Below are 19,814 nucleotides of genomic sequence, written 5' to 3'. Positions count from 1 at the left end.
TGAAAGTTTGTGTTTCGGAAAAGGAGATGAAATTCATTGCAACGCGAAATTCAGGTTAATCAAAAGATGCCACTTGGCTCAGGTTCACTGCTTAGCCTTCAGCATTTGTTCGCCATGTTTGGCAGTACGGTGCTTGTACCGAATCTATTCGGTGTCGATCCAAGTATGATTCTGCTGATGAACGGAATTGGCACACTGTTGTACATACTCATGTGTAAAGGTAAAATTCCAGCATATCTCGGATCAAGCTTTGCCTTTATTGCACCTGTCACAATGGTACTAAAACAACATCCAGAGAATGGCTACTCCATGGCACTTGGAGCTTTTATCATAACAGGACTTGTTTTCTGTCTCGTGGCCCTCATTATTAAATTTGCGGGTACCGGATGGATCAACGTGGTATTCCCACCAGCGGTTATGGGTGCCATCGTTGCACTGATCGGTCTTGAGCTTGTACCTGTTGCAGCTGGTATGGCCGGATTGATTAATTCTGATCCTGTAGCTAACCCTAACTGGGTTCCTCAGGCCAAACCCATTATTTTATCCATGGCCACGCTTGGTATCACTGTCATTGGGGCCGTAACGTTCCGTGGATTCCCCAAAATCATTCATATTTTAATCGGAATAGTATCCGGCTATGTATTGGGTAATTTTATGGGTCTTGTAGACAAACAAGCTATTGGACAAGCTGATTTCATCTCACTGCCAACTGTAACCACACCTACATTTGACTGGTCTGTTATTTTCACCATTTTACCTGTAGCGCTTGTCGTTATCGTAGAACATATTGGACACTTGCTTGTAACCAGCAGCATTGTAGGCAAAGATCTTTCGAAGGACCCAGGCCTTCATCGTTCCCTGCTTGGTAACGGGGTCTCCACCATTCTTTCCGGGTTTGTAGGATCTACTCCCAATACAACCTACGGTGAGAACATCGGTGTTATGGCACTGACCCGCGTATACTCCACATATGTCATTGGTGGAGCAGCGGTTATCGCAATCGTGCTCTCCTTCTCAGGAACGTTCTCGGCGCTTGTCGCCAACATTCCTGTGCCTGTTATGGGTGGGGTATCCCTGCTTCTGTTCGGAGTTATTGCAGCATCCGGTCTGCGGATTCTGGTTGAACAGAAAGTCGACTTTGCCAAGCCGACCAATCTACTTCTTACTACACTTGTACTAGTCATCGGATTGAGTGGTACAGAAGTTGTCTTCTACGGCGTTCATCTGAAAGGGATGGCACTGGCAACCATCGTCGGAATCCTGATGAGCTTGTTATTTAAACTGTTTGAAGTAATGGGTTGGTTGAATGACGATTCGCAAAAACAGCCTATCACTGAAAAAACGCCTGATTAATTTCAACCGTATATGAACCAAAAAAGCCTGTTCTATCCAACCTTAACGGTTGGATAGAACAGGCTTTTTTATAATCATTGATGCTGTATATTATTTCCCGGGAAACGGAAAAACAATTCATGTTTCATCACAGCGGTACATGTGGAGACTTCAACTTAGTAATTCATCAATGTGAACACATCGATTTTCTCAGGCAATTTGGCACGACCATTCAGATCAGACAGCTCGATCAGAAATGCAGCGCCAACAACGTTCCCACCTAATTGTTCAATCAGGTTGATGGAAGTTGCAATTGTTCCACCCGTTGCGAGCAGATCATCTGCGATCAGGACATTTTGACCTTTTTCAATCGCATCTGTGTGCATAGCAAGTGTATCCTTGCCATATTCGAGGTCATAACCGACTTCAATCGTCTCTCCAGGCAGTTTTCCACTTTTGCGGATCGGAGCAAAACCGACACCAAGAGCGTATGCCAGAGGGGCGCCCACAACGAAACCACGTGCTTCAGGTCCAGCAATGACGTCAATTTTGAGATCAGAAACCATCACTTTCAATTCATTGATCGCATTGCGGTACATTTCTCCATCCTTCAACAATGTCGTAATGTCCTTAAAGCTGATTCCCGGTTGTGGAAAGTCAGGAATGACACGAATATAATCTTTAAAATCCAAAATAATCTCCTCCTAAAATAAATACACAAACTTCCATCTAAGATACGCCCTTCATCCGGGATATCATCCATTGTGTCAGTTGCGGTGTGGCTGCATCCAGCATCACCTGTTCAATCTCGGCCATGTTTTCGAGCGCCTGATAGTGACGTGAAGCGGTTAGTTCGCGTTTAGGCGGGTTATCCACAAACGCAATTTTGCCGTTATCACGAGTAATGAAGGATAACTCTTCGAATACATCCAACATCATCGTAATCATGCGTGGTGAACAACCACACTGACGACTGAGCATAGGAGTAATCTCTTGTTCCTCCACGGGTTCAGCTTTCCATTTCAACACCTGCATATAAATACGCTTAAAGAGATCTCTGGAAGGCATCTGAAGGCGATCTCGGCGGTTGCCTGATCCGTGCAGAAGGATGATATTCTCAGCTCCACTGAACAAAGCCAGCATGGCATCAAGTTGTTCCGGGGTTTCCGGCGTATCAAACACAAATAACGTCCGGACTTGTTCCTGTCCATAATGCTGTGCAGCAGCATTACACGGAAATAACCCGACCTTTCTATCATATACCCAAAGGCAAGGTTCATACAATGAATTTCCCTCGGAAACATCTGTTTCTTTCCGAACTATAGCACCAACAGAACCTGATTTATATCGTAGATGCACCTCAATGGAGCTCAAGAAATGCTTCATCGCATTCAATGGCTCGGCATGACCACGCATATCAAACACTTGTACCTGAGGAACATGAATGTCCTGAAGCATCAATTGAGGTTTTCTCATCCCATTCCATTCATTAATGGACAACTCACCCATCACATCAATAACGGAACCCGGGAGAAGGAACTCCGCTAACGCTCCCTTGCCAAAAGCCACTGTTTCCAGTTGCTGTCCATCTTGCTCCAGAACCAGTTTCAGATGGCGTTTCTCTCGTCCCATCGTTCTGGTTTCCTTCACAGTCACACTTCTCAGTACAAACCGTGGCGAAGGATTGCTCATCCCGAAAGGCTGCAATCTGTCGATCTCCTGGATCACTTTCAACGGAACATCACTGATTCTGCATTCATCATCTGCAAGACGCTGAGGTATAAAGTCTGCTTCCGTCAATACGGTTGCAGCAAACTCATTCAGACCAGCCTCAAGTTCTTCCAGTTGATTGCGATGCAGCGTCATACCTGCTGCAGCCGGATGGCCCCCGTAATGGTCCATGGTGTGTTTATTGACTGTGAGCGCCTCATAGATATCCAAGCCCTCAATAGAGCGCGCAGAGCCTTTGCAGACACCACTCTCTGGATCAATCCCGAGGATAAGTGTAGGGCGATAATAGCGGTCCAGCAATTTGGAAGCCACAATACCAACTACTCCAACATTCCAACCTTCACCAGCCAATACGATTACATCCGGAACCGATCCCGAGCGAAGCTCTATCTTTTGTTCCAACTGTGCCGTTGCTTCTTGTAATATGCCTTCTACGACTTGTTGACGCTCCCGATTCAATAGATCTAGCTGGCCGGCAAGCGTATGAGCTTCATCCAGATTCTCGGTAGTGAGAAGTGACACTGCTCTTCCAGCATGATCCAAACGTCCACTGGCATTAATACGCGGTGCCATGGCAAAGGCAATATTTATCGAAGTCACCTGACTCTGATCCACACCACTGATTTCAATCAATGCACTTACACCGGGAAGACGTGAACCACGCATGGATTCAATTCCATAACTGACAATAACCCGGTTCTCCCCTTCCAAAGGCATCAGGTCGGCAACCGTGCCAATAGCGGCAATTTCCATCCATTCACCGGGTACTTCCCCAATTAATGCCTGAGCGAGTTTCAGGGCTACTCCCGCTCCTGCCAAACCTTTAAAAGGATACGGACATCCCGGAAGCTTTGGATTAATAAGAGTAAAGGCTTCTGGCAAAATTTCAGGTGGCTCGTGATGATCTGTCACAATGACTTCGATGCCCAGTGTTGCCGCATAGGCAATCTGTTCAACTGCACTGATCCCGGTATCCACGGTAATAATCAATGAAACGCCTTGTTGATGGGCCCAATCCAATGCATGGTTGTGTAACCCATATCCTTCATTGGAGCGATGAGGGATATATATATCGTACGAAGCACCAAGATGACGCATCAAATGGATCATCAGCGATGTACTGGAGACGCCATCCGCGTCATAATCCCCGTAAATCAGAATGTGTTCTTCTCGCTCCAAAGCCAGCTTGATTCGAGGCACAGCTTCACTCATGCCGAGTAGCAGATAAGGATCATGCATCTGATTGAGATCAGGATGCAAAAAACGCTCGGCCTCCTTCTCATTGTGCACTCCTCGACTCACAAGCAAACGTCCAACAAGGGGCGAAACGGAAAGCGCCTGCGAGAGTCCCGCAGCCGCCTCCAAATCGATATTCGGTGTATTCCACCGGTATTGCGAATAAAGCAATGATAACGCTCCTTTCCTGATCTACTGGACCCGCGCTTCACTATTGAATTAATGTCGCTTCGTGATCGGGCAGTTCATGATTGGATTTATAAGGATATCCTGGATCATAAGGTATCGCTTGAATCTGTACTTCTTTCACATGACTGAATCGGGTTAGCAACAGTGTCTTGGCCCGATTCGCAATCTCCTGTGCTTCCAGTATTGATATCCTCGGATTCACACTGATGACCAGCTCAATCATAACGTCATGTTCCTGTTCACGTGCAACCAAATGCTCAATGGTAATGATGCCATATACCCGCTGTACAGTCTCTTTGAAATCGGCCGCTTCTTCCTGCTCCAGCTCCTGAACAAGTGAACCGTACACTGTGTCCACAATCATTCGATAACCCTTATGAAGCACAAAGCAGGAAGCAATCAACGCAGCTGTGGGATCCAGGTAGAGCAGCATGCTCAGACCCGTCTCTTCACCTGTCATTGAACCTATAATGCCGATTAACACAGTGAGAGAGCAATAGAGCGCACGACGATGTTGCTGGGCATAGGCCAGCGCCTGAGACTGGTTTCGTTTACGGAAATATCTGTACTGAAATTGAAAAATCGCTTCTTTTACCGCCAGCGCTGCAACAGCCACCAAAAGTACAGACTTGCCGGGTGCTTCCGGCTCACTTCCGGAGAGGCTGCCCAATGCAGAGATGGCAAGCTGTAATCCACCCATGAGGATCAGCACGGATAACAAAACTGAGATTCCGGGTCTAGCAACACGTGAATGTTCTTTAAACCGTTCCCTGCGAGCCTTGCTCTTATCGCGTACAGACTTTGAGGGAAAGAGACCAGCCAGGGAAGAACCAGCTTCAGAAGCAGAATACAAGCCGTCAGCGAGCAATGATTTGCTATTTGCCATATAACCGACTCCCGCTTTGATTACCGCTAGTCCCATATTGCCGGCAATACCACTCCATGTGGCAGCCTGAGCAGATGGGATATGTTCTCTGGTCATGAATATTCCCCCTTAATTCTGTACATAAAGTTGCAAAACCGCGCCTGGCAGACGCGGCTTCACAATAAAATGTTTAGTTAGATTCTTTAGCTACTGTTTTTGGCTTTTCCACTTGTTTACCTTTGAGCATCAGCCATAGTGGAGCAGCGATATAGATTGAAGAATATGCGCCGAACAAGGTTCCGATAACCATCGCAAGCGAGAACATGCGAATGGATTCTCCACCAAATATGAACAAACAGATGGAAGCTGCAAACACGGTGAATGTTGTATTCAGGGAACGTGTCATCGTTTGAGCCAAACTGCGATTGACTACCTCACGCAAGTCGGCTTTGGTTGTCTTTTTGGCAAAACGCAGATTCTCACGAATCCGGTCAAAGATAACGATGGTATCGTTGATCGAGAACCCGACAATGGTCAGTACTGCAGTAATAAAGGTCAGGTCCACTTCCAAACGGAAGATGGAGAACACACTGATTACGACAAATGCGTCATGGAAGAGTGCGATAACCGCAGCCAAACCAAAGCGCCACTCGAATCGGATTGCAACATAGATCATGATACCGATACTCGCAATGAGTACCGCGTAGATTGCGTTGCGTTCCAACTCTTTGGCCATCTCAGGATCAACCGTATTTACTTCATAGGAAGCTGATGGATCCAGTTTGGTGAACTCTTGCTTAAATTTGCTCTCTTGATTTTCATCCAGTTCATTCGAAAAACGGACGTTAACACGGTCCGCTCCAGTCGTAATCTGGACATCACCTTCATTAACACCTAAGTCATTCACGATCGGATTAATCTGCTCCGTTGTAATTGCTTTGGATACGGTAATATCCACATTCGATCCGGCACGGAAATCAACCGCGTAATTCAAACCCAGAGCCAGAATGCTGATGATCCCCGTAATCGTCAGAATAATCGAGAAGATATAGGCAATCTTACTGCCTTTAATATAATCAAAATTCCAATTAAAGCGCACGAATTTCACTCTCCTTCACTCCGAAGTACTTAGGCTTCTTCAACACGTTACCCCGTACAAGCAGGGTCAACAGGAAGCGGGAGAAGAAAATATTCGTGATAATACTGGTGACAATGTCAAAAATCAGCACGAGTGCAAACCCTTTAACCGCACCTGTACCCAAGAAGAACATAACAGCAGCAGCAATAATGGTTGTGATGTTGGAGTCGATGATTGTCCGGAAGGAATGCTTGCTTCCCGCTTTAACGGAAGACAAGATCGACTTACCACTGCGCATTTCTTCTTTTATCCGTTCGTACGTGATGATATTGGCATCGACCGCCATACCTATACCCAGGATAAACGCCGCAATACCTGGAAGCGTCAGCACGAATTCTCCTAAATAGAAGATTGCTAGTACCAGCCACGTATGTGTAATCAAGGCAAAACTTGCAATAATACCTGGAATGCGATAAAGCCCAATCATGAACACCAGAATAATAACGGAACCAATCAATCCCGCTTTAATGGTCTGATCCAGAGAAAGCTTACCGAGTGTTGCACCAACACTTTGTGAATACTTCTCTGTAAGTTTCAGTGGCAGTGCACCTAGGTTAATGGTGTCACGAAGCTGGTTTGCTTCGTCACGTGTGTAAGCACCCGAAATCTGAGCGGAGCCATCTGTCAACTGTTGTCTAACAGTTGGAGCAGAGAGCAACTCATCGTCCAAATAAATAGCGAGAGGTTGTCCAATCAAACGTTTGGTAATCTCGGAAAATTTGGCTTTGTCTTTCACTTGAATGTCAATCATAGGCTCATTCAATTGAGTGAACACAACCTTCGCCGCATTCTCAACAAATTCATTTCCGCGAAGTTCAATTTTGGTGTATTCACCTTCCTTGTCGTTCTCAGCTTTACTACGGAAGGTCAAAACGGCTGGTTCTTTCATTTTGGCTCTAACTTCAGCCTCATCCGTAACCCCTGCCAACTTCAAACGAATCCGGTTGCTTCCTTCGGTAGTTACCTCCGGTTCGCTTGTTCCGAGCGCATTGGCGCGGCTTTCAAGACTCTTGGCCGTCTGCACCAGTGATGCTTTGGTGACTTGTTGTCCCTCATCGAGCGGCTCTGCTTCATATAAGATCTCGTAGCCTCCTTTTAAATCAAGGCCCAAGCGTATATTTTTGAGCAGTTCCGGGCTTGTTCCCACCATAACCCCTGTGGTGACAAGCACGACCAGAATGAAACTGATAATTCTTTTCATGCCGTTCCTAGATCCCCTTTCGTTCTCAATATTCCCATTATAGCGATGCCGTAAAAAGCAGTCAATTTTCAACAAAAAAGATCCCTTTCGTCTAGAAAGAGGACCCCCGGTATGCAGACACGGTCATAAAGTTCATAAAGCTTGTTGCTTTCAGTGACAAAATGTCGTTCACCAGCTGGTGAAGCGGTGGAATGCCCTGTTTTTCATATTTATGACTGACGCAATTCCAGACATCTTTGCTGGTGACATATTCGTAACCGACAAGCCTTAATTCTTCCGCCTTGCTACGGCAGAGCATCTCTATTGACTGTTCCAACTCCACATCATTCATTTCTTCCAACGGGGAGCCTCCCTTCGTACATCCAAGCCTTTATGCGGCATCAATATTACATCATTCGACTTCGCCTGATCATATTCCTTCTTGCTGGTTATGGTTCTTTTTGTTAATCGTGTCCAAGTTGTCATGAGAAGATGAAGGACTGGCATAGGATGAAGAACAACGGCTTTGTCCCGTTTACGATGATAACCTGTACTTTCAACCGGGAAAGAGGGGTAGTCTTGAAGAAACAGACATTTATCCAGGGGGCCATGATCCTGCTCGCGGCAGGCATAATTAATCGAATACTAGGGTTCATCCCGCGCATTGCGCTGCCACGAGTCATCGGTGCAGAAGGTGTTGGCATCTACCAATTGAGCTATCCCTTTTTTATCGTACTGGTGACATTAATTACGGGTGGTATTCCGCTGGCCGTAGCCAAGCTCGTAGCCGAAGCTGACACTGGCGCCAATCGTTATTCCCCCCAGCGAATCCTGCAAGTAAGTTTAAGCTTTACGTTGACGTTGGGTGTAGTATTCATGTTTTTGTGCATCCTATTCGCACCCTGGGTTACCAAGTACGTGCTCACAGATGAGCGGGTGTATCATACGTTCGTTAGTATGAGTCCCATGATTGCCATCATCGCCGTATCCGCCGTCTACAGAGGGTACTTCCAGGGCAAGCAAAACATGATGCCTACTGCCATTTCATCCATTGTTGAAACGATCATTCGCATCGTTTGTGTCATCTGGTTTGCCTGGCTTCTCCTCCCCCACGGTATTGCCCAAGCTGCTGCTGGTGCCATGCTGGGAGCGCTCGTTGGAGAATTTGGCGGTATGCTTGTACTCTTGTGGAAGTATAACAGACAGAAAAAAGAGTTACCTCTCGTCATGCAACAGAACATGTCCAATCTCACAACCAAACCTTCAGCCAAACCTTTAAACCCAACATCTTCAGTTCTGGTGGAAAATGGTACTCCACAGCCTGGATTAATCCGGCGTTTGCTTGCAATCTCCATTCCTGTTACAGCAGGCCGATTGGTTGGTTCTCTATCATACCTGGCCGAAACCATTGTTACTGCCCAGAGTCTGGCTCTGGCAGGCATATCCAAAGGAATCGCTACAGCACAATATGGTGCACTACAAGGTATGATTATTCCTTTACTGCTGCTACCAGGGGCATTGACTTCATCGCTTGCGACATCACTTGTACCTTCCCTGTCCGAAGCTTCTGCGCAGGGAGATCGCGCACTAATTCACAAAAGGATGCATCAGGCCTTACGTTTGGCACTCGTAACAGGTGCTCCGTTTTCTGTGTTTATGTATGTGCTTGCCGAACCGATGTGTCTTGTTCTGTATAATGATGCATCGATTGGAAGCATGCTGAAACTAATGGCTCCTTTTGCTTTGTTCATTTATATTCAAGCTCCTCTTCAAGCTGCATTACAAGCTCTTGACCGTCCTGGTAAAGCACTGCTGAATACATTTATCGGTGCTGTTATCAAAATTACGTTAATTTTAACGCTCGCTTCCCGGCCTGAATATGGTATCTTCGGTGCAGTGATCGCCATCTGTGTGAATTCTACTGTAGTTACCCTGTTACATGCCCAAAGCGTACGTAGTTTGCTACAGTTCCGCTTCAAATTTATGGATTGGGTCAAGACGGGTGCAGGAATGTTTATTATGGGAGCAGCCACCTTACTCGTGTACGAAGAGACTGCGATGATACTGCCATTCTGGCTCCGGATGCTTCTCGCTCCTTTTGCTGGGCTTATTGTGTATTTCATCGTCATGGGCTGGACCAAAATGATTGACTTCCATGATCTGTCCCGGGCTCCTCTGATAGGTTCATGGTTCAAGCGTCGGTCAGGCAAATGAATTTCATTTTTTATCATCTTTTGGGCTTACATATATCTTACCATTGTGATCAATGGAGCATATAAATACATCTTTGAAATCTAGAATTCCGTTTTGTTGAATTTGATTTTTCAGCCAAAATCTCGTTTTCTGGATGATCTCCAGATTCTGATCCTGTACTTTTCCGTCCATAATGAGGGGCAGTGGCAGGCCTTCGTATTTAATATTTGGGAATCCATCAATCTGATTTTTCTCTGCTTTGGACTTACTGGAAGAAACCCCTTCCGAATTAGAGCCTGATGAATTGCTTTCGTTAGAAGCGTTCTCATCCTTGGGAAAAACGGTCAACTTACCCGTCGTCTCCAAAATAGCGAAATCAACATCACCGATACTGTCTACATTCTGTTCACGGAGTTGCTGTAATAGATCATCCAGGTTATATCGTTGCTTCCGCATCTCATCTCGGTGAAGAACGCCTTTGGAGATCAAAACAGTAGGTTTGCCATCGATCATCAGGCGAAGACGCCTACTTTTGAGACCAACAAAGGCCATCCCGACCTGTACAATAATCAAAGTAAGCATAGGGGCAATCCCATGGGATAGGGGTTTATCAACATCTTCAATGACAAAAGAAGCCATTTCAGCAAGCATAATCGATACGACAAGATCAAACATGGATAGCTTACCAATCTCACGTTTACCCATAACTCTCATTGCACAGTACACCAGAAAGTACATGAGAATGGTTCGAAAGATATGTGATCCGACATCTGGGAAGTTCACAACAGGGGGCCTCCTTCGAAACTGAGTTTTTAACAGTTAGCTGGTAGTGCAATCCCTATTTTGACCTGAACCTTACAGGCTCATGCAGAAATAAACCGTTCATTTAATGGAAATCAGTTCATAAGTCTGAAGGCTTGACCATACACTGTATTAACTTCAAACTTGTACAAGGGGGTTGCTTCATGCAATTGATCCGCCGCTTGGTTTCGTTTCGAGTGTCCAATCCGATTCTGTCAGGCCTCTGTCAGGCTTTTGTATGGATGTTTATCGGAGCATTGATTCTCTCCCTTTTTCTCTGGATGAGCGGAATGCGGGAACAGGACCTCTCGTTGTATACCTATGTTGTTCATGGGTTGTCGCTATTGGTTGGTGGTTTTGTCGCAGGCAAACGCTCTGGAGAAAAAGGGTGGTACTACGGAGGGATTACCGGAATTGTATATGGACTCCTCGTGTTGTTGATTGGATTTCTTGCGCTGGATGCTTCGTTTAATTGGAAAGATAGTTTACAACTGCTTAGCGCTTTCTTCATTTCAGCTCTCGGTGGCATGTTCGGTGTTAATACCCATCGTTCCTAACTGACTGGTGAAGAACATTGACCTTCCCTCATAAAACAAAAAAGAGAACCGAGTCTCCAGGGAGATCCGGTTCTCTGCTAGGGAATACGCCACAAACGCTCCCTCGTTATTTTATGTTACAGTAACTATTCAACAGCCGTGTCACGAGATACAGCCGTGCTGATTGCATTGCGATCAAACGTCAATTTAGTTACATCGTTTACGCGCAACACAACCACATCATCCGTGATCTCAGCGATCGTACCGTGAAGGCCACCAATCGTTACAATTTTATCGCCCTTTTTCAATTGGCTCAGCATGGAGTTCCGTTGCTTTTGCTTTTTGTTCTGTGGACGAATCATCAAGAAGTAGAAGATTGCAACCATGAGTACCAAAGGTACAATCAAAGATACAATTCCACCACCTGCTGGTGTTCCTGCTAGAGTCATTCCCTGAAACATTCAAACTCCCCCTTATCGACTATACATACAGATATTGCTTGTTACGCCGGTTCCCTCAACAACTCAATCAGAAACCTTTGTCATTGTCATGAAGACCATATTGATCGAAAAATTCATCCCGGAAATCAAGCAAACGATCTTCCATAATGGCTTTACGCACGTTACGCATCAAATTCTGCAAGAAATGAAGATTATGGATCGTTGTCAAACGCAGGCCAAATGTTTCATCTGCTTTGATCAGATGACGCAGGTAAGCTCTGGAATAGTTGCGACAAGTGTAGCAATCACACTCTGGGTCAAGTGGCCCAAAATCAGTTGCAAACTTGGCATTGCGAACTACCAGACGTCCTTGGCTGGTCATCGTTGTTCCGTTACGGGCAATCCGGGTAGGCAGAACACAATCGAACATGTCCACTCCACGAATAGATCCCTCAATCAACGCATCGGGCGAACCTACCCCCATCAAATAACGTGGTTTATTGGACGGCAACAAAGGTAACGTATAATCCAATACACCATACATCAAATGTTTCGGTTCTCCAACACTCAGTCCACCAATAGCATACCCCGGGAAATCCATGGAAGTCAAATCTGCCGCGCTCTGACGGCGAAGATCTTCATGCATGCCTCCCTGTACAATGGCAAACAGACCTTGGTCATGCGGACGAGCGTGGCTTTCGAGGCAACGTTCTGCCCAGCGGCTCGTTCTTTCGAGTGATTTTTTGACATATTCATATTCAGCCGGATACGGTGGACATTCATCAAATGCCATCATAATATCGGAGCCAAGTGCATTTTGAATTTCCATGGCCACTTCTGGAGAAAGGAACTTCTTATCTCCGTTCAAGTGGGAGCGGAAGTTAACGCCCTCTTCTGTAATCTTGCGCATCTCGCTGAGAGAAAACACCTGGAATCCGCCGCTGTCCGTCAGAATGGGACGATCCCAGTTCATGAACTTGTGCAATCCGCCAGCTTCACGAATGATTTCATGTCCTGGTCGTAGAAACAGATGATAGGTATTACTCAAAATGATCTGAGCATCCATTTCTTTCAATTCTTCTGGGCTCATTGTTTTTACAGTTGCCTGTGTACCTACAGGCATAAAGGTCGGTGTCTCAATGATACCGTGAGGTGTATGCACACGCCCCAGACGTGCACCGGATTGTTTACAAGTTTTAATATGTTCATACGTAATTGCTGCCATTGGTTTTAATCATCCTCTAAAAGTTAATCGTTATACTAATATATCAACATGGCATCGCCGAAGCTGAAGAACCGGTATTGCTCTTGGATGGCTTCCTCATATGCCTGCATAATATGTTCCCTGCCTGCAAGTGCACTAACCAACATAACCAACGTGGATTTCGGGAGATGAAAATTCGTAAGCATCCCATCGATCACTTTGAAGGAATATCCTGGATAGATAAAAATGCTGGTCCATCCGCTGCTCGCTTGCAGTAATCCATTCTCGAATTTGCTGCCTACCGTTTCCAAAGTCCTGCAGCTCGTTGTGCCAACCGCAAACACACGATGTCCATTCTCTTTGGTCTGGTTAATCAGTTCTGCCGTTTCTTGTGACAAGGAGTAATACTCCTCATGCATGACATGATCTTCTACGACGTCTACCGACATCGGTCTGAACGTACCCAGTCCTACGTGAAGCGTAATGAAAGCGACATTAACACCCTTGGCACGAATCTGATCCAACAATTCATCTGTAAAATGTAATCCCGCTGTAGGTGCAGCCGCCGATCCTTCATGCTTGGCATACACGGTCTGATATCGTTCGCGGTCATCCAATGTCTCTTTGATATATGGTGGCAACGGCATCTCACCCAGACGGTCCAGAATCTCCTGGAAGATTCCATCATACGTAAACGTAAGTGTGCGTGCCCCCATCTCGCCCTCTTCTTCAATGATTGCCTTCAGTTCATCTCCAAATACGATCACCGAACCAGCTTTCAGCTTTTTCCCCGGCTTAACCAGTGCTTCCCACTTGTCGCCTTCGACATTTTTAAGCAATAATACTTCTGCTTTTGCTCCGGTATCTTCCTTTGTACCAAACAGACGGGCTGGAAGAACACGGGTGTCATTCAGAATCAATGTGTCGCCTGACTCCAGAAAATCGATAATATCAGGAAACGTTTGATGATTAATCTCACCACTATCTTTGTTCAAAGTGAGCAACCGGGATGCCGTGCGATCAAGCAACGGCGTCTGTGCAATCAATTGCTCTGGCAATTCAAAATCATATAAGTTCACATTCATTTTAGTTTCATTCCTTAACAATAGTCGCATTTTGATAATAGTGTTTCAATATTGCCTGGTAATCATACCCTTCATCTGCCATGCCTTTGGCTCCCCATTGGGACAAGCCCAATCCGTGACCATTGCCCTGACCGATGAACATGTATGTCTGACCCTGCGTTACTGCCCTCGCTTGACCATCACCACTCATAACTACAAGTGCACTACCGGATGACGTTCCTGTGCCAGAAGAAGACAAAACAGAGGCACCATTTGAGCCGGTTTTACTAGCTGTTTTGCCGTCAGCGCCTAATACAGTATAACTTCCGGTCCCTGCAATATCAAATAGAGTGCTTGGTAACCCCCCGAGCGCAGAGCGGTATGTATCAGCATATTTCACGGTCATGGCTTGGCCGTTGGCAGTGACTTCAAGTGCTCTTCCAGAAGGTCCACGCTTGGTTACTTCCAAGGTTGAGATTGAAGCAGGAACAGTCGCTGTCGTTTTACCCTGAAGGGATTTAACCAACTGGGCAGACGTGAAAGGTCCTCTCACCCAGGCATAATCATTCGATTGAGCCACTTTTGCCAGTACAACAGCTTCGGTGCCTGGATTCATTTTGGCTACAGGTTCCACATTGGATTGAATTAACGGAATGGGACGTACATTGGTATTCTGAGCCGTTACGGTCACTTTTGCCAGGCCCGCATTGGTCTTGGTCGTTAATTCTTTGATGTTATCCTCACGAATGTACCCGCTAACGCCTGAACTGAGCAGCACATGGTACCACGTATGTAATCCTGCCTGGGCTGATGTATCCCCCGTGCTAATTACATTGGTGAACACACCTGCTCCGCCGTTCCATACCTCAGAAGGATGAGCCGTCTGACCGCCCGCATTGGAGGAAAATACAGCTTCGATGATTTTACCACCGCTCTTAACCACTTCTCCAGCCGTTGCATCCACTGCACTGGTTACTTTATCGTTCTCCGAACCAATCCCGTTATAGGCTTGGCTGAGTGTGGTATCCACGACATTGGCAATTTTGAAACGATCCCCTTGTTGAAGCGCATAGGATCGAGCAGCTACGGCTTGAACTTTTAGAGCCTCAGCAGGCCAGGAAGAATACACCTCTGCCCCTACGACAGAGTACAGGTATTGTTCCAGTGGAACGACATTGACCAACGCCAGATCACCGCTCACGATGCTGATTTCCATATCTCCACGATACGTTCGTTGGGAACGCTCCACTACTTTGATACCATTGCTGTTTCCTTGAACCAATGCTTTGGCTTCAGTACCTGCAATCGTGTAGTGCGGAGCTGTTTTGAGTGCATCTGTACTTAATCCGGCATCTTGGCGAATGATGAGTCCTGCGCTATTGTTGACAGGTGTAAGGCTTACCCCTGGAGCTTTGGCTTCCACACTTTTCTTCAATGTGGACAATTCTGCATCCGTTGAAGCTTCCCCCAACCATACCGCATAGGCTTGACTTCCCCCATTCAATTGAAGGACTGGATAAGCACTAACTCCTGTTGCTAAAAGACTGGCTTGTGCTGCCTCTGCTTCCTGAATCGAACCATACGTTCCAGCAGACAGTCGTTTACTTCCCGTTACCGCTGGCTTTTGACCAGCCAATTGACCTGCTGCTACCTTTTGTACCCGTGTAACAGCCTGTCCAGCCAGTGCCTCCGTTGCATAGTTGCCTGTGTAGAGCTGATAGATTGCATTTCCATTTACAGACGCTGTAAACAGCAATGGCTTATCCGCGGTTGCCTGCAACAACTTTGCTGCTGCAGATGCTGCCTTGAAATCCGCTGTTTCCAACACTTTCACTCTGAATCCATCTGCACTGAAACGGACTTGCCCTGCCGGGAGGCTTACATTAGCGCCACTCTCCGATTGGATACTCCATTGTCCTGTCGATTCAAGCGTGATAAGTGGTGTAGTTGATTTATACGTACTGCCCAGATTCGCAAACATGGCTACCCGGATCGTCTGTCCATCATTTCCTGCTGCATATGCAGGCACTTGCAGACAACCCACTGTCAAAAGAGCTGCCGCCAGTACCTTCAATCGACGACTCCACTTCTTCGTTCGTATTGCTTTTCCCACATTCAGACTCCTCTCCATGCATTTCCTTCACTTTATATCGGATTAACACACGTAATATTTCAATGTTTATGGTGAACCTTCAATTGGTAAACGTCAAATCTTGGACTTTCACCAGGCTCGATTATTTCCCGTCCCTTGGTGGAATAGGCAGACCCAAATGATGATAGGCAAGATCTGTTACGATCCTCCCCCTAGGTGTACGCTGAATCATACCAATTTGAAGTAGATACGGTTCATAGACATCTTCGATCGTCTGACTTTCTTCACCGATTGTAGCAGCAATGGTATCCAACCCTACCGGGCCTCCCCGGAAGCTGTTGATCATCGATTTAAGCATCTTATGATCAATCTCATCCAAGCCACGTGGATCAATCTGGAGACGTTGCAGTGCTTCTTCCGCCAGTGTCTGGGTAATAATCCCGTCCCCACGCACCTGTGCAAAGTCGCGTACTCGTTTTAGCAAACGGTTTGCAATTCTCGGTGTCCCCCGGGAGCGCAGTGCAATCTCTTCCGCAGCATCTCCCACAATCTCCACACCCAAAATTTCGGTAGAGCGTGAGACGATATAAGCTAGCTCATCAACTGTATAGAATTCCAAGCGACTGATAACACCAAACCGGTCTCGAAGCGGCGCAGACAGCAAGCCAGCGCGCGTTGTAGCACCAATCAGAGTGAATGGTGGCAGATCCAGCCTAACGGAACGAGCACTTGGACCTTTACCAATCATAATATCCAATGCCGAATCTTCCATGGCGGGGTACATGACTTCTTCAACCGTACGATGCAAACGATGAATCTCATCGATAAACAGCACATCACCTTCCTGCAGATTGGTTAACAATGCTGCAAGATCACCCGGGCGTTCAATGGCCGGGCCTGACGTAGTTCTTAAATTAACGCCCAATTCGTTGGCAATAATATTGGCAAGTGTTGTTTTACCCAATCCAGGTGGGCCGTATAACAAAACGTGATCCAAAGCCTCATTACGGAATTTGGCAGCTTCAATATATATCTTTAAATTTTCCTTCACCTGATTCTGCCCGATATATTCATTCAGATACCGGGGACGAAGACTCAACTCAACATTTTGGTCCTCCATCATCAGGTTCGCGGATATGATCCGATCATCCATGTTCATCCCTACCTTTTTTGCAGGCTACAGCTATATTATATTATGCAGATTGTATTATCCCGTAAACAGCATTTGCAGCGCCTTTTTCATCAACACATCAACAGAATCCGCTGTAGTAACATCCTTTTTCAATTTGAGCCATACTTTATCGAGCTCACTGTCAGTATATCCAAGTGCCTTAAGACCTTCACGTGCCTCATCCCAGGCTGAACCACTTCCCGACTCTTCCGATGGAGGAGCGAACAAACCTGTTGCATACGCTGCCGCGCCAAAACTATCCAGTTTATCCTTGAGATCCAGAATCATGCGTTGTGCAGTCTTCTTGCCGATGCCCGGCAATTTGGTCAAGAACGTTAAATTCTCTTGGTAAATCGCCGTAACCACATGTTCTGGTGTACCTCCAGCGAGTATGCCCAGCGCCACTTTGGGACCAATACCGGATACTTCAATCAGTTTGCGGAACAAACGCTGCTCATCCCGTGTCACAAATCCAAACAGCAACATCGCATCTTCACGCACATGATGGTGAGTGTACACCGTAATTTCGCCTTCTTGCTTCGCAAATGCAAATGGATTCGGACAAAATACGCGATATCCCACGCCATGAACATCCAATACAATATAATCATTCTCTACATGAATGAACTGTCCTCTTAGAAAATCAATCATTTTCGCAATACCTCATTCAACTTGGAATTTAATGTATAAGAGTGCGCGTGGCACACAGCTACAGCCAATGCATCCGCTACGTCATCCGGTTTAGGAACAACTTGAAGACGCAAGAACATTTTGACCATCTCCTGTACTTGCTTCTTCTCTGCCTTACCGTACCCAACAACAGCCTGCTTGATCTGCATTGGCGTATACTCTGCAATTGGTAGACCCTTCTGTGCAGCAGCAAGTACCATGACTCCTCTGGCCTGACTGACAGACATCGCTGTTGTAACGTTCCGATTGAAAAAAAGTTTCTCCAGCGCTACTGCGTCCGGTTTGTATTTATCAATTAATTGCACCATACCCTCATATACGTGAAGCAAACGTTCCTCTTCAGGGGTATGAGCTTCCGTCTGAATACATCCATATTGTACGGGTACCACCTTACTGCCGATTTTATCCACAAATCCAAAACCAACAATTGCTATCCCCGGGTCAATTCCTAAAAAACGCAAAACCATCTCTCCTCACAAAAGCGAACATATGTATCGTTTCATTTCATTATAACAAAAGATAGACCCTGCGGCAGGAAAAACTTTGTCTAACCCATTACTCGTCTTTATTCGTGCTTCTTTTCATGTTTATTCGTATTTTCATGCATTTCGGTTCAAACGACAAAAAGGACATCTCTTCGATGTCCTTCACCAGACCTACGCATTTTGGATTCTATCGCCTGGTTTCGTAAACCACATAATTATTGCTGTTGTCTACCAGTTTTTGAGTACTTCAGCATCTTACTATTTCAGGCGGGGACGATTAGATTACCCGCCATTGCGGATTAAATGATGGTCTTCATCCACGGCATAGTCACTGAACGTAGAGATTACACTATCATACTCATCCTTGTCTTGAATCCGTATACCCTGTTGCAATTGCTCCAGCACCCCTTCAGGTAAAGAACTCTCAAGCGTCCCAACATCCAACTGAAAGAATGTACGAATGACCTTCTCTTCTGCTGGCTTCCCCTCATATAAATTAAGGTTCCCTACAGCATCTATACTAATATAAGCCTGTTGTTTACAAAAGGGTGAAAGGTCATCTACACGTTGCTTCAAGTACAACTCATCTGATGTTCCAACGGTAGCATCCCATTCCGGATGTTGAGCCAACAGCATCTTCAACTGCGGTCTAGCCATCTTACCTAACTGCTCTGTCTCCACTCCGCAGATGTACTGTGTTTTCAACACCACACTTGTTAAATGATCCGGATCAGAATTAAGCTGCTCTACTAAAGCCTGAATCTCCTGTTCCGATCTTGTTTCCTGCGTAACAGGTCCCATCACACTGGTTGCCTCACTAAAATTAGTCGTCAGCAAACGCTCAATCGCCGATGAGATAGACAATCCGCTATAAGCCAAAATCGTAACTGCAAGCAGAGCCGCCGTCATCCATAACGTTCGTTTCCATCGTCGCCAGCGTCTCTTAAATTGTTTTCTGATGTTAAACGTGTTCACATGAACCCCTTCTATCACTTTTTAAACCTATTGTGACCTAAAGAACGAGGCTTTATGCAAAACTTGTCGTCTGAAGAAGAACCCGCATCTTCATGAAGCAAGGGACCGTGGACCAAGAGCTGAACGCATTATAAAAAGTTATGTTAAGCACATATCGTGATCGTATTCCACATGTAATATCGTAACGTAATAAAATAAACATAAAAAAGCACTATCTAATTATAGATAGTACTTTTTCGAGATCGGGATGACACGATTTGAACATGCGACCCCCTGGTCCCAAACCAGGTGCTCTACCAAGCTGAGCTACATCCCGTTATATATACCGGCGAGAGGACTCGAACCTCCACGGTTTCCCACTCGATTTTGAGTCGAGCGCGTCTGCCATTCCGCCACGCCGGCAAAGTATGAAGTTATAATGGCGCGCCCTGAGAGATTCGAACTCCCGGCCTTTTGATTCGTAGTCAAACGCTCTATCCAGCTGAGCTAAGG

Annotated in this window: 18 protein-coding genes and 2 tRNA genes; 3 read left to right on the top strand and 17 right to left on the bottom strand. The window is 46.0% G+C overall.

Annotated elements, in window-relative coordinates; genetic code table 11:
* Window positions 1-36: 36 nt before the first annotated feature.
* The gene (gene uraA, locus ACTHPG_RS14150) at window positions 37-1,353 is read left to right on the top strand and encodes a uracil permease (protein ID WP_440390256.1); all 1,317 of its coding nucleotides are present in this window, start codon (window positions 37-39) and stop codon (window positions 1,351-1,353) included.
* A 155-nt stretch (window positions 1,354-1,508) separates the two neighbouring features.
* Here the strand turns inward: uraA and ACTHPG_RS14145 are convergent, their stop codons facing one another.
* From ACTHPG_RS14145 to ACTHPG_RS14120, 6 genes are all read right to left on the bottom strand, one after another.
* Window positions 1,509-2,024, bottom strand: coding sequence for an adenine phosphoribosyltransferase (locus ACTHPG_RS14145; protein ID WP_091020472.1), 516 nt, complete (start codon window positions 2,022-2,024; stop codon window positions 1,509-1,511).
* 37 nt (window positions 2,025-2,061) lie between these two features.
* Window positions 2,062-4,470 carry a single-stranded-DNA-specific exonuclease RecJ gene (gene recJ / locus ACTHPG_RS14140; RefSeq protein ID WP_440390255.1) on the bottom strand — a complete coding sequence of 803 codons (2,409 nt, stop codon included), beginning with the start codon at window positions 4,468-4,470 and terminating at the stop codon, window positions 2,062-2,064.
* A gap of 40 nt (window positions 4,471-4,510) precedes the next feature.
* Window positions 4,511-5,470 carry a cation diffusion facilitator family transporter gene (locus ACTHPG_RS14135; RefSeq protein ID WP_440390254.1) on the bottom strand — a complete coding sequence of 320 codons (960 nt, stop codon included), beginning with the start codon at window positions 5,468-5,470 and terminating at the stop codon, window positions 4,511-4,513.
* A 73-nt stretch (window positions 5,471-5,543) separates the two neighbouring features.
* Window positions 5,544-6,452, bottom strand: coding sequence for a protein translocase subunit SecF (gene secF / locus ACTHPG_RS14130; protein WP_440390253.1), 909 nt, complete (start codon window positions 6,450-6,452; stop codon window positions 5,544-5,546).
* Window positions 6,442-7,692, bottom strand: coding sequence for a protein translocase subunit SecD (gene secD, locus ACTHPG_RS14125; protein ID WP_440390252.1), 1,251 nt, complete (start codon window positions 7,690-7,692; stop codon window positions 6,442-6,444). The genes secF and secD overlap by 11 nt, the downstream gene beginning before the upstream one ends.
* Window positions 7,693-7,783: 91 nt before the next feature.
* Window positions 7,784-8,023, bottom strand: coding sequence for a post-transcriptional regulator (locus tag ACTHPG_RS14120; RefSeq protein WP_036617497.1), 240 nt, complete (start codon window positions 8,021-8,023; stop codon window positions 7,784-7,786).
* Between the two features lie 227 nt (window positions 8,024-8,250).
* On the opposite strand from ACTHPG_RS14120, the gene spoVB reads away from it, so the two are divergent.
* Complete coding sequence (gene spoVB / locus ACTHPG_RS14115) at window positions 8,251-9,885, top strand: stage V sporulation protein B (RefSeq protein ID WP_440390251.1); 1,635 nt, start codon at window positions 8,251-8,253, stop codon at window positions 9,883-9,885.
* Between the two features lie 3 nt (window positions 9,886-9,888).
* Here spoVB and ACTHPG_RS14110 read toward each other — a convergent pair whose 3' ends face one another.
* Complete coding sequence (locus tag ACTHPG_RS14110; RefSeq protein ID WP_440390812.1) at window positions 9,889-10,602, bottom strand: YetF domain-containing protein; 714 nt, start codon at window positions 10,600-10,602, stop codon at window positions 9,889-9,891.
* Window positions 10,603-10,829: 227 nt separating this feature from the next.
* Between ACTHPG_RS14110 and ACTHPG_RS14105 the strand changes: the two genes are divergently transcribed.
* Complete coding sequence (locus ACTHPG_RS14105; protein ID WP_017686772.1) at window positions 10,830-11,222, top strand: TIGR04086 family membrane protein; 393 nt, start codon at window positions 10,830-10,832, stop codon at window positions 11,220-11,222.
* A gap of 125 nt (window positions 11,223-11,347) precedes the next feature.
* Here ACTHPG_RS14105 and yajC read toward each other — a convergent pair whose 3' ends face one another.
* The 10 genes from yajC to ACTHPG_RS14055 all read right to left on the bottom strand — a co-directional run bounded on the left by yajC (window position 11,348) and on the right by ACTHPG_RS14055 (window position 19,724).
* Window positions 11,348-11,662, bottom strand: a complete 315-nt coding sequence (gene yajC / locus ACTHPG_RS14100) for a preprotein translocase subunit YajC (RefSeq protein ID WP_440390250.1) — start codon at window positions 11,660-11,662, stop codon at window positions 11,348-11,350.
* 67 nt (window positions 11,663-11,729) lie between these two features.
* Entirely contained in the window at window positions 11,730-12,866 is a 1,137-nt protein-coding gene (gene tgt, locus ACTHPG_RS14095) for a tRNA guanosine(34) transglycosylase Tgt (RefSeq protein ID WP_036616872.1), read from the bottom strand.
* A gap of 35 nt (window positions 12,867-12,901) precedes the next feature.
* On the bottom strand, window positions 12,902-13,930 hold the full coding sequence (gene queA / locus ACTHPG_RS14090; RefSeq protein WP_440390249.1) for a tRNA preQ1(34) S-adenosylmethionine ribosyltransferase-isomerase QueA: 1,029 nt from the start codon (window positions 13,928-13,930) through the stop codon (window positions 12,902-12,904).
* 7 nt (window positions 13,931-13,937) lie between these two features.
* Window positions 13,938-16,040 (bottom strand): SpoIID/LytB domain-containing protein, encoded by a 2,103-nt coding sequence (locus ACTHPG_RS14085; protein ID WP_440390248.1) that lies wholly within the window; start codon window positions 16,038-16,040, stop codon window positions 13,938-13,940.
* 103 nt (window positions 16,041-16,143) lie between these two features.
* Window positions 16,144-17,154 (bottom strand): Holliday junction branch migration DNA helicase RuvB, encoded by a 1,011-nt coding sequence (gene ruvB / locus ACTHPG_RS14080; RefSeq protein WP_421891918.1) that lies wholly within the window; start codon window positions 17,152-17,154, stop codon window positions 16,144-16,146.
* 54 nt (window positions 17,155-17,208) lie between these two features.
* A complete protein-coding gene (gene ruvA / locus ACTHPG_RS14075) occupies window positions 17,209-17,823 on the bottom strand; it encodes a Holliday junction branch migration protein RuvA (RefSeq protein ID WP_036616866.1) in 615 nt (204 codons plus the stop codon).
* The gene (gene ruvC, locus ACTHPG_RS14070; RefSeq protein WP_017686765.1) at window positions 17,820-18,323 is read right to left on the bottom strand and encodes a crossover junction endodeoxyribonuclease RuvC; all 504 of its coding nucleotides are present in this window, start codon (window positions 18,321-18,323) and stop codon (window positions 17,820-17,822) included. The genes ruvA and ruvC overlap by 4 nt, the downstream gene beginning before the upstream one ends.
* A 306-nt stretch (window positions 18,324-18,629) precedes the next feature.
* Complete coding sequence (locus tag ACTHPG_RS14065) at window positions 18,630-19,322, bottom strand: BofC C-terminal domain-containing protein (protein WP_440390247.1); 693 nt, start codon at window positions 19,320-19,322, stop codon at window positions 18,630-18,632.
* A 242-nt stretch (window positions 19,323-19,564) separates the two neighbouring features.
* Window positions 19,565-19,638 (bottom strand) — tRNA-Pro (locus ACTHPG_RS14060).
* 7 nt (window positions 19,639-19,645) lie between these two features.
* Window positions 19,646-19,724, bottom strand: a tRNA-Leu gene (locus ACTHPG_RS14055).
* Between the last annotated feature and the right edge of the window lie 90 nt (window positions 19,725-19,814).

Origin of the sequence: Paenibacillus sp. SAF-068 (assembly GCF_051967555.1) — a bacterium.
Classification (GTDB): domain Bacteria; phylum Bacillota; class Bacilli; order Paenibacillales; family Paenibacillaceae; genus Paenibacillus.
The sequence above is the reverse complement of the archived record's forward strand: the minus strand, read 5'-3'. Positions and strand labels throughout refer to the sequence as shown.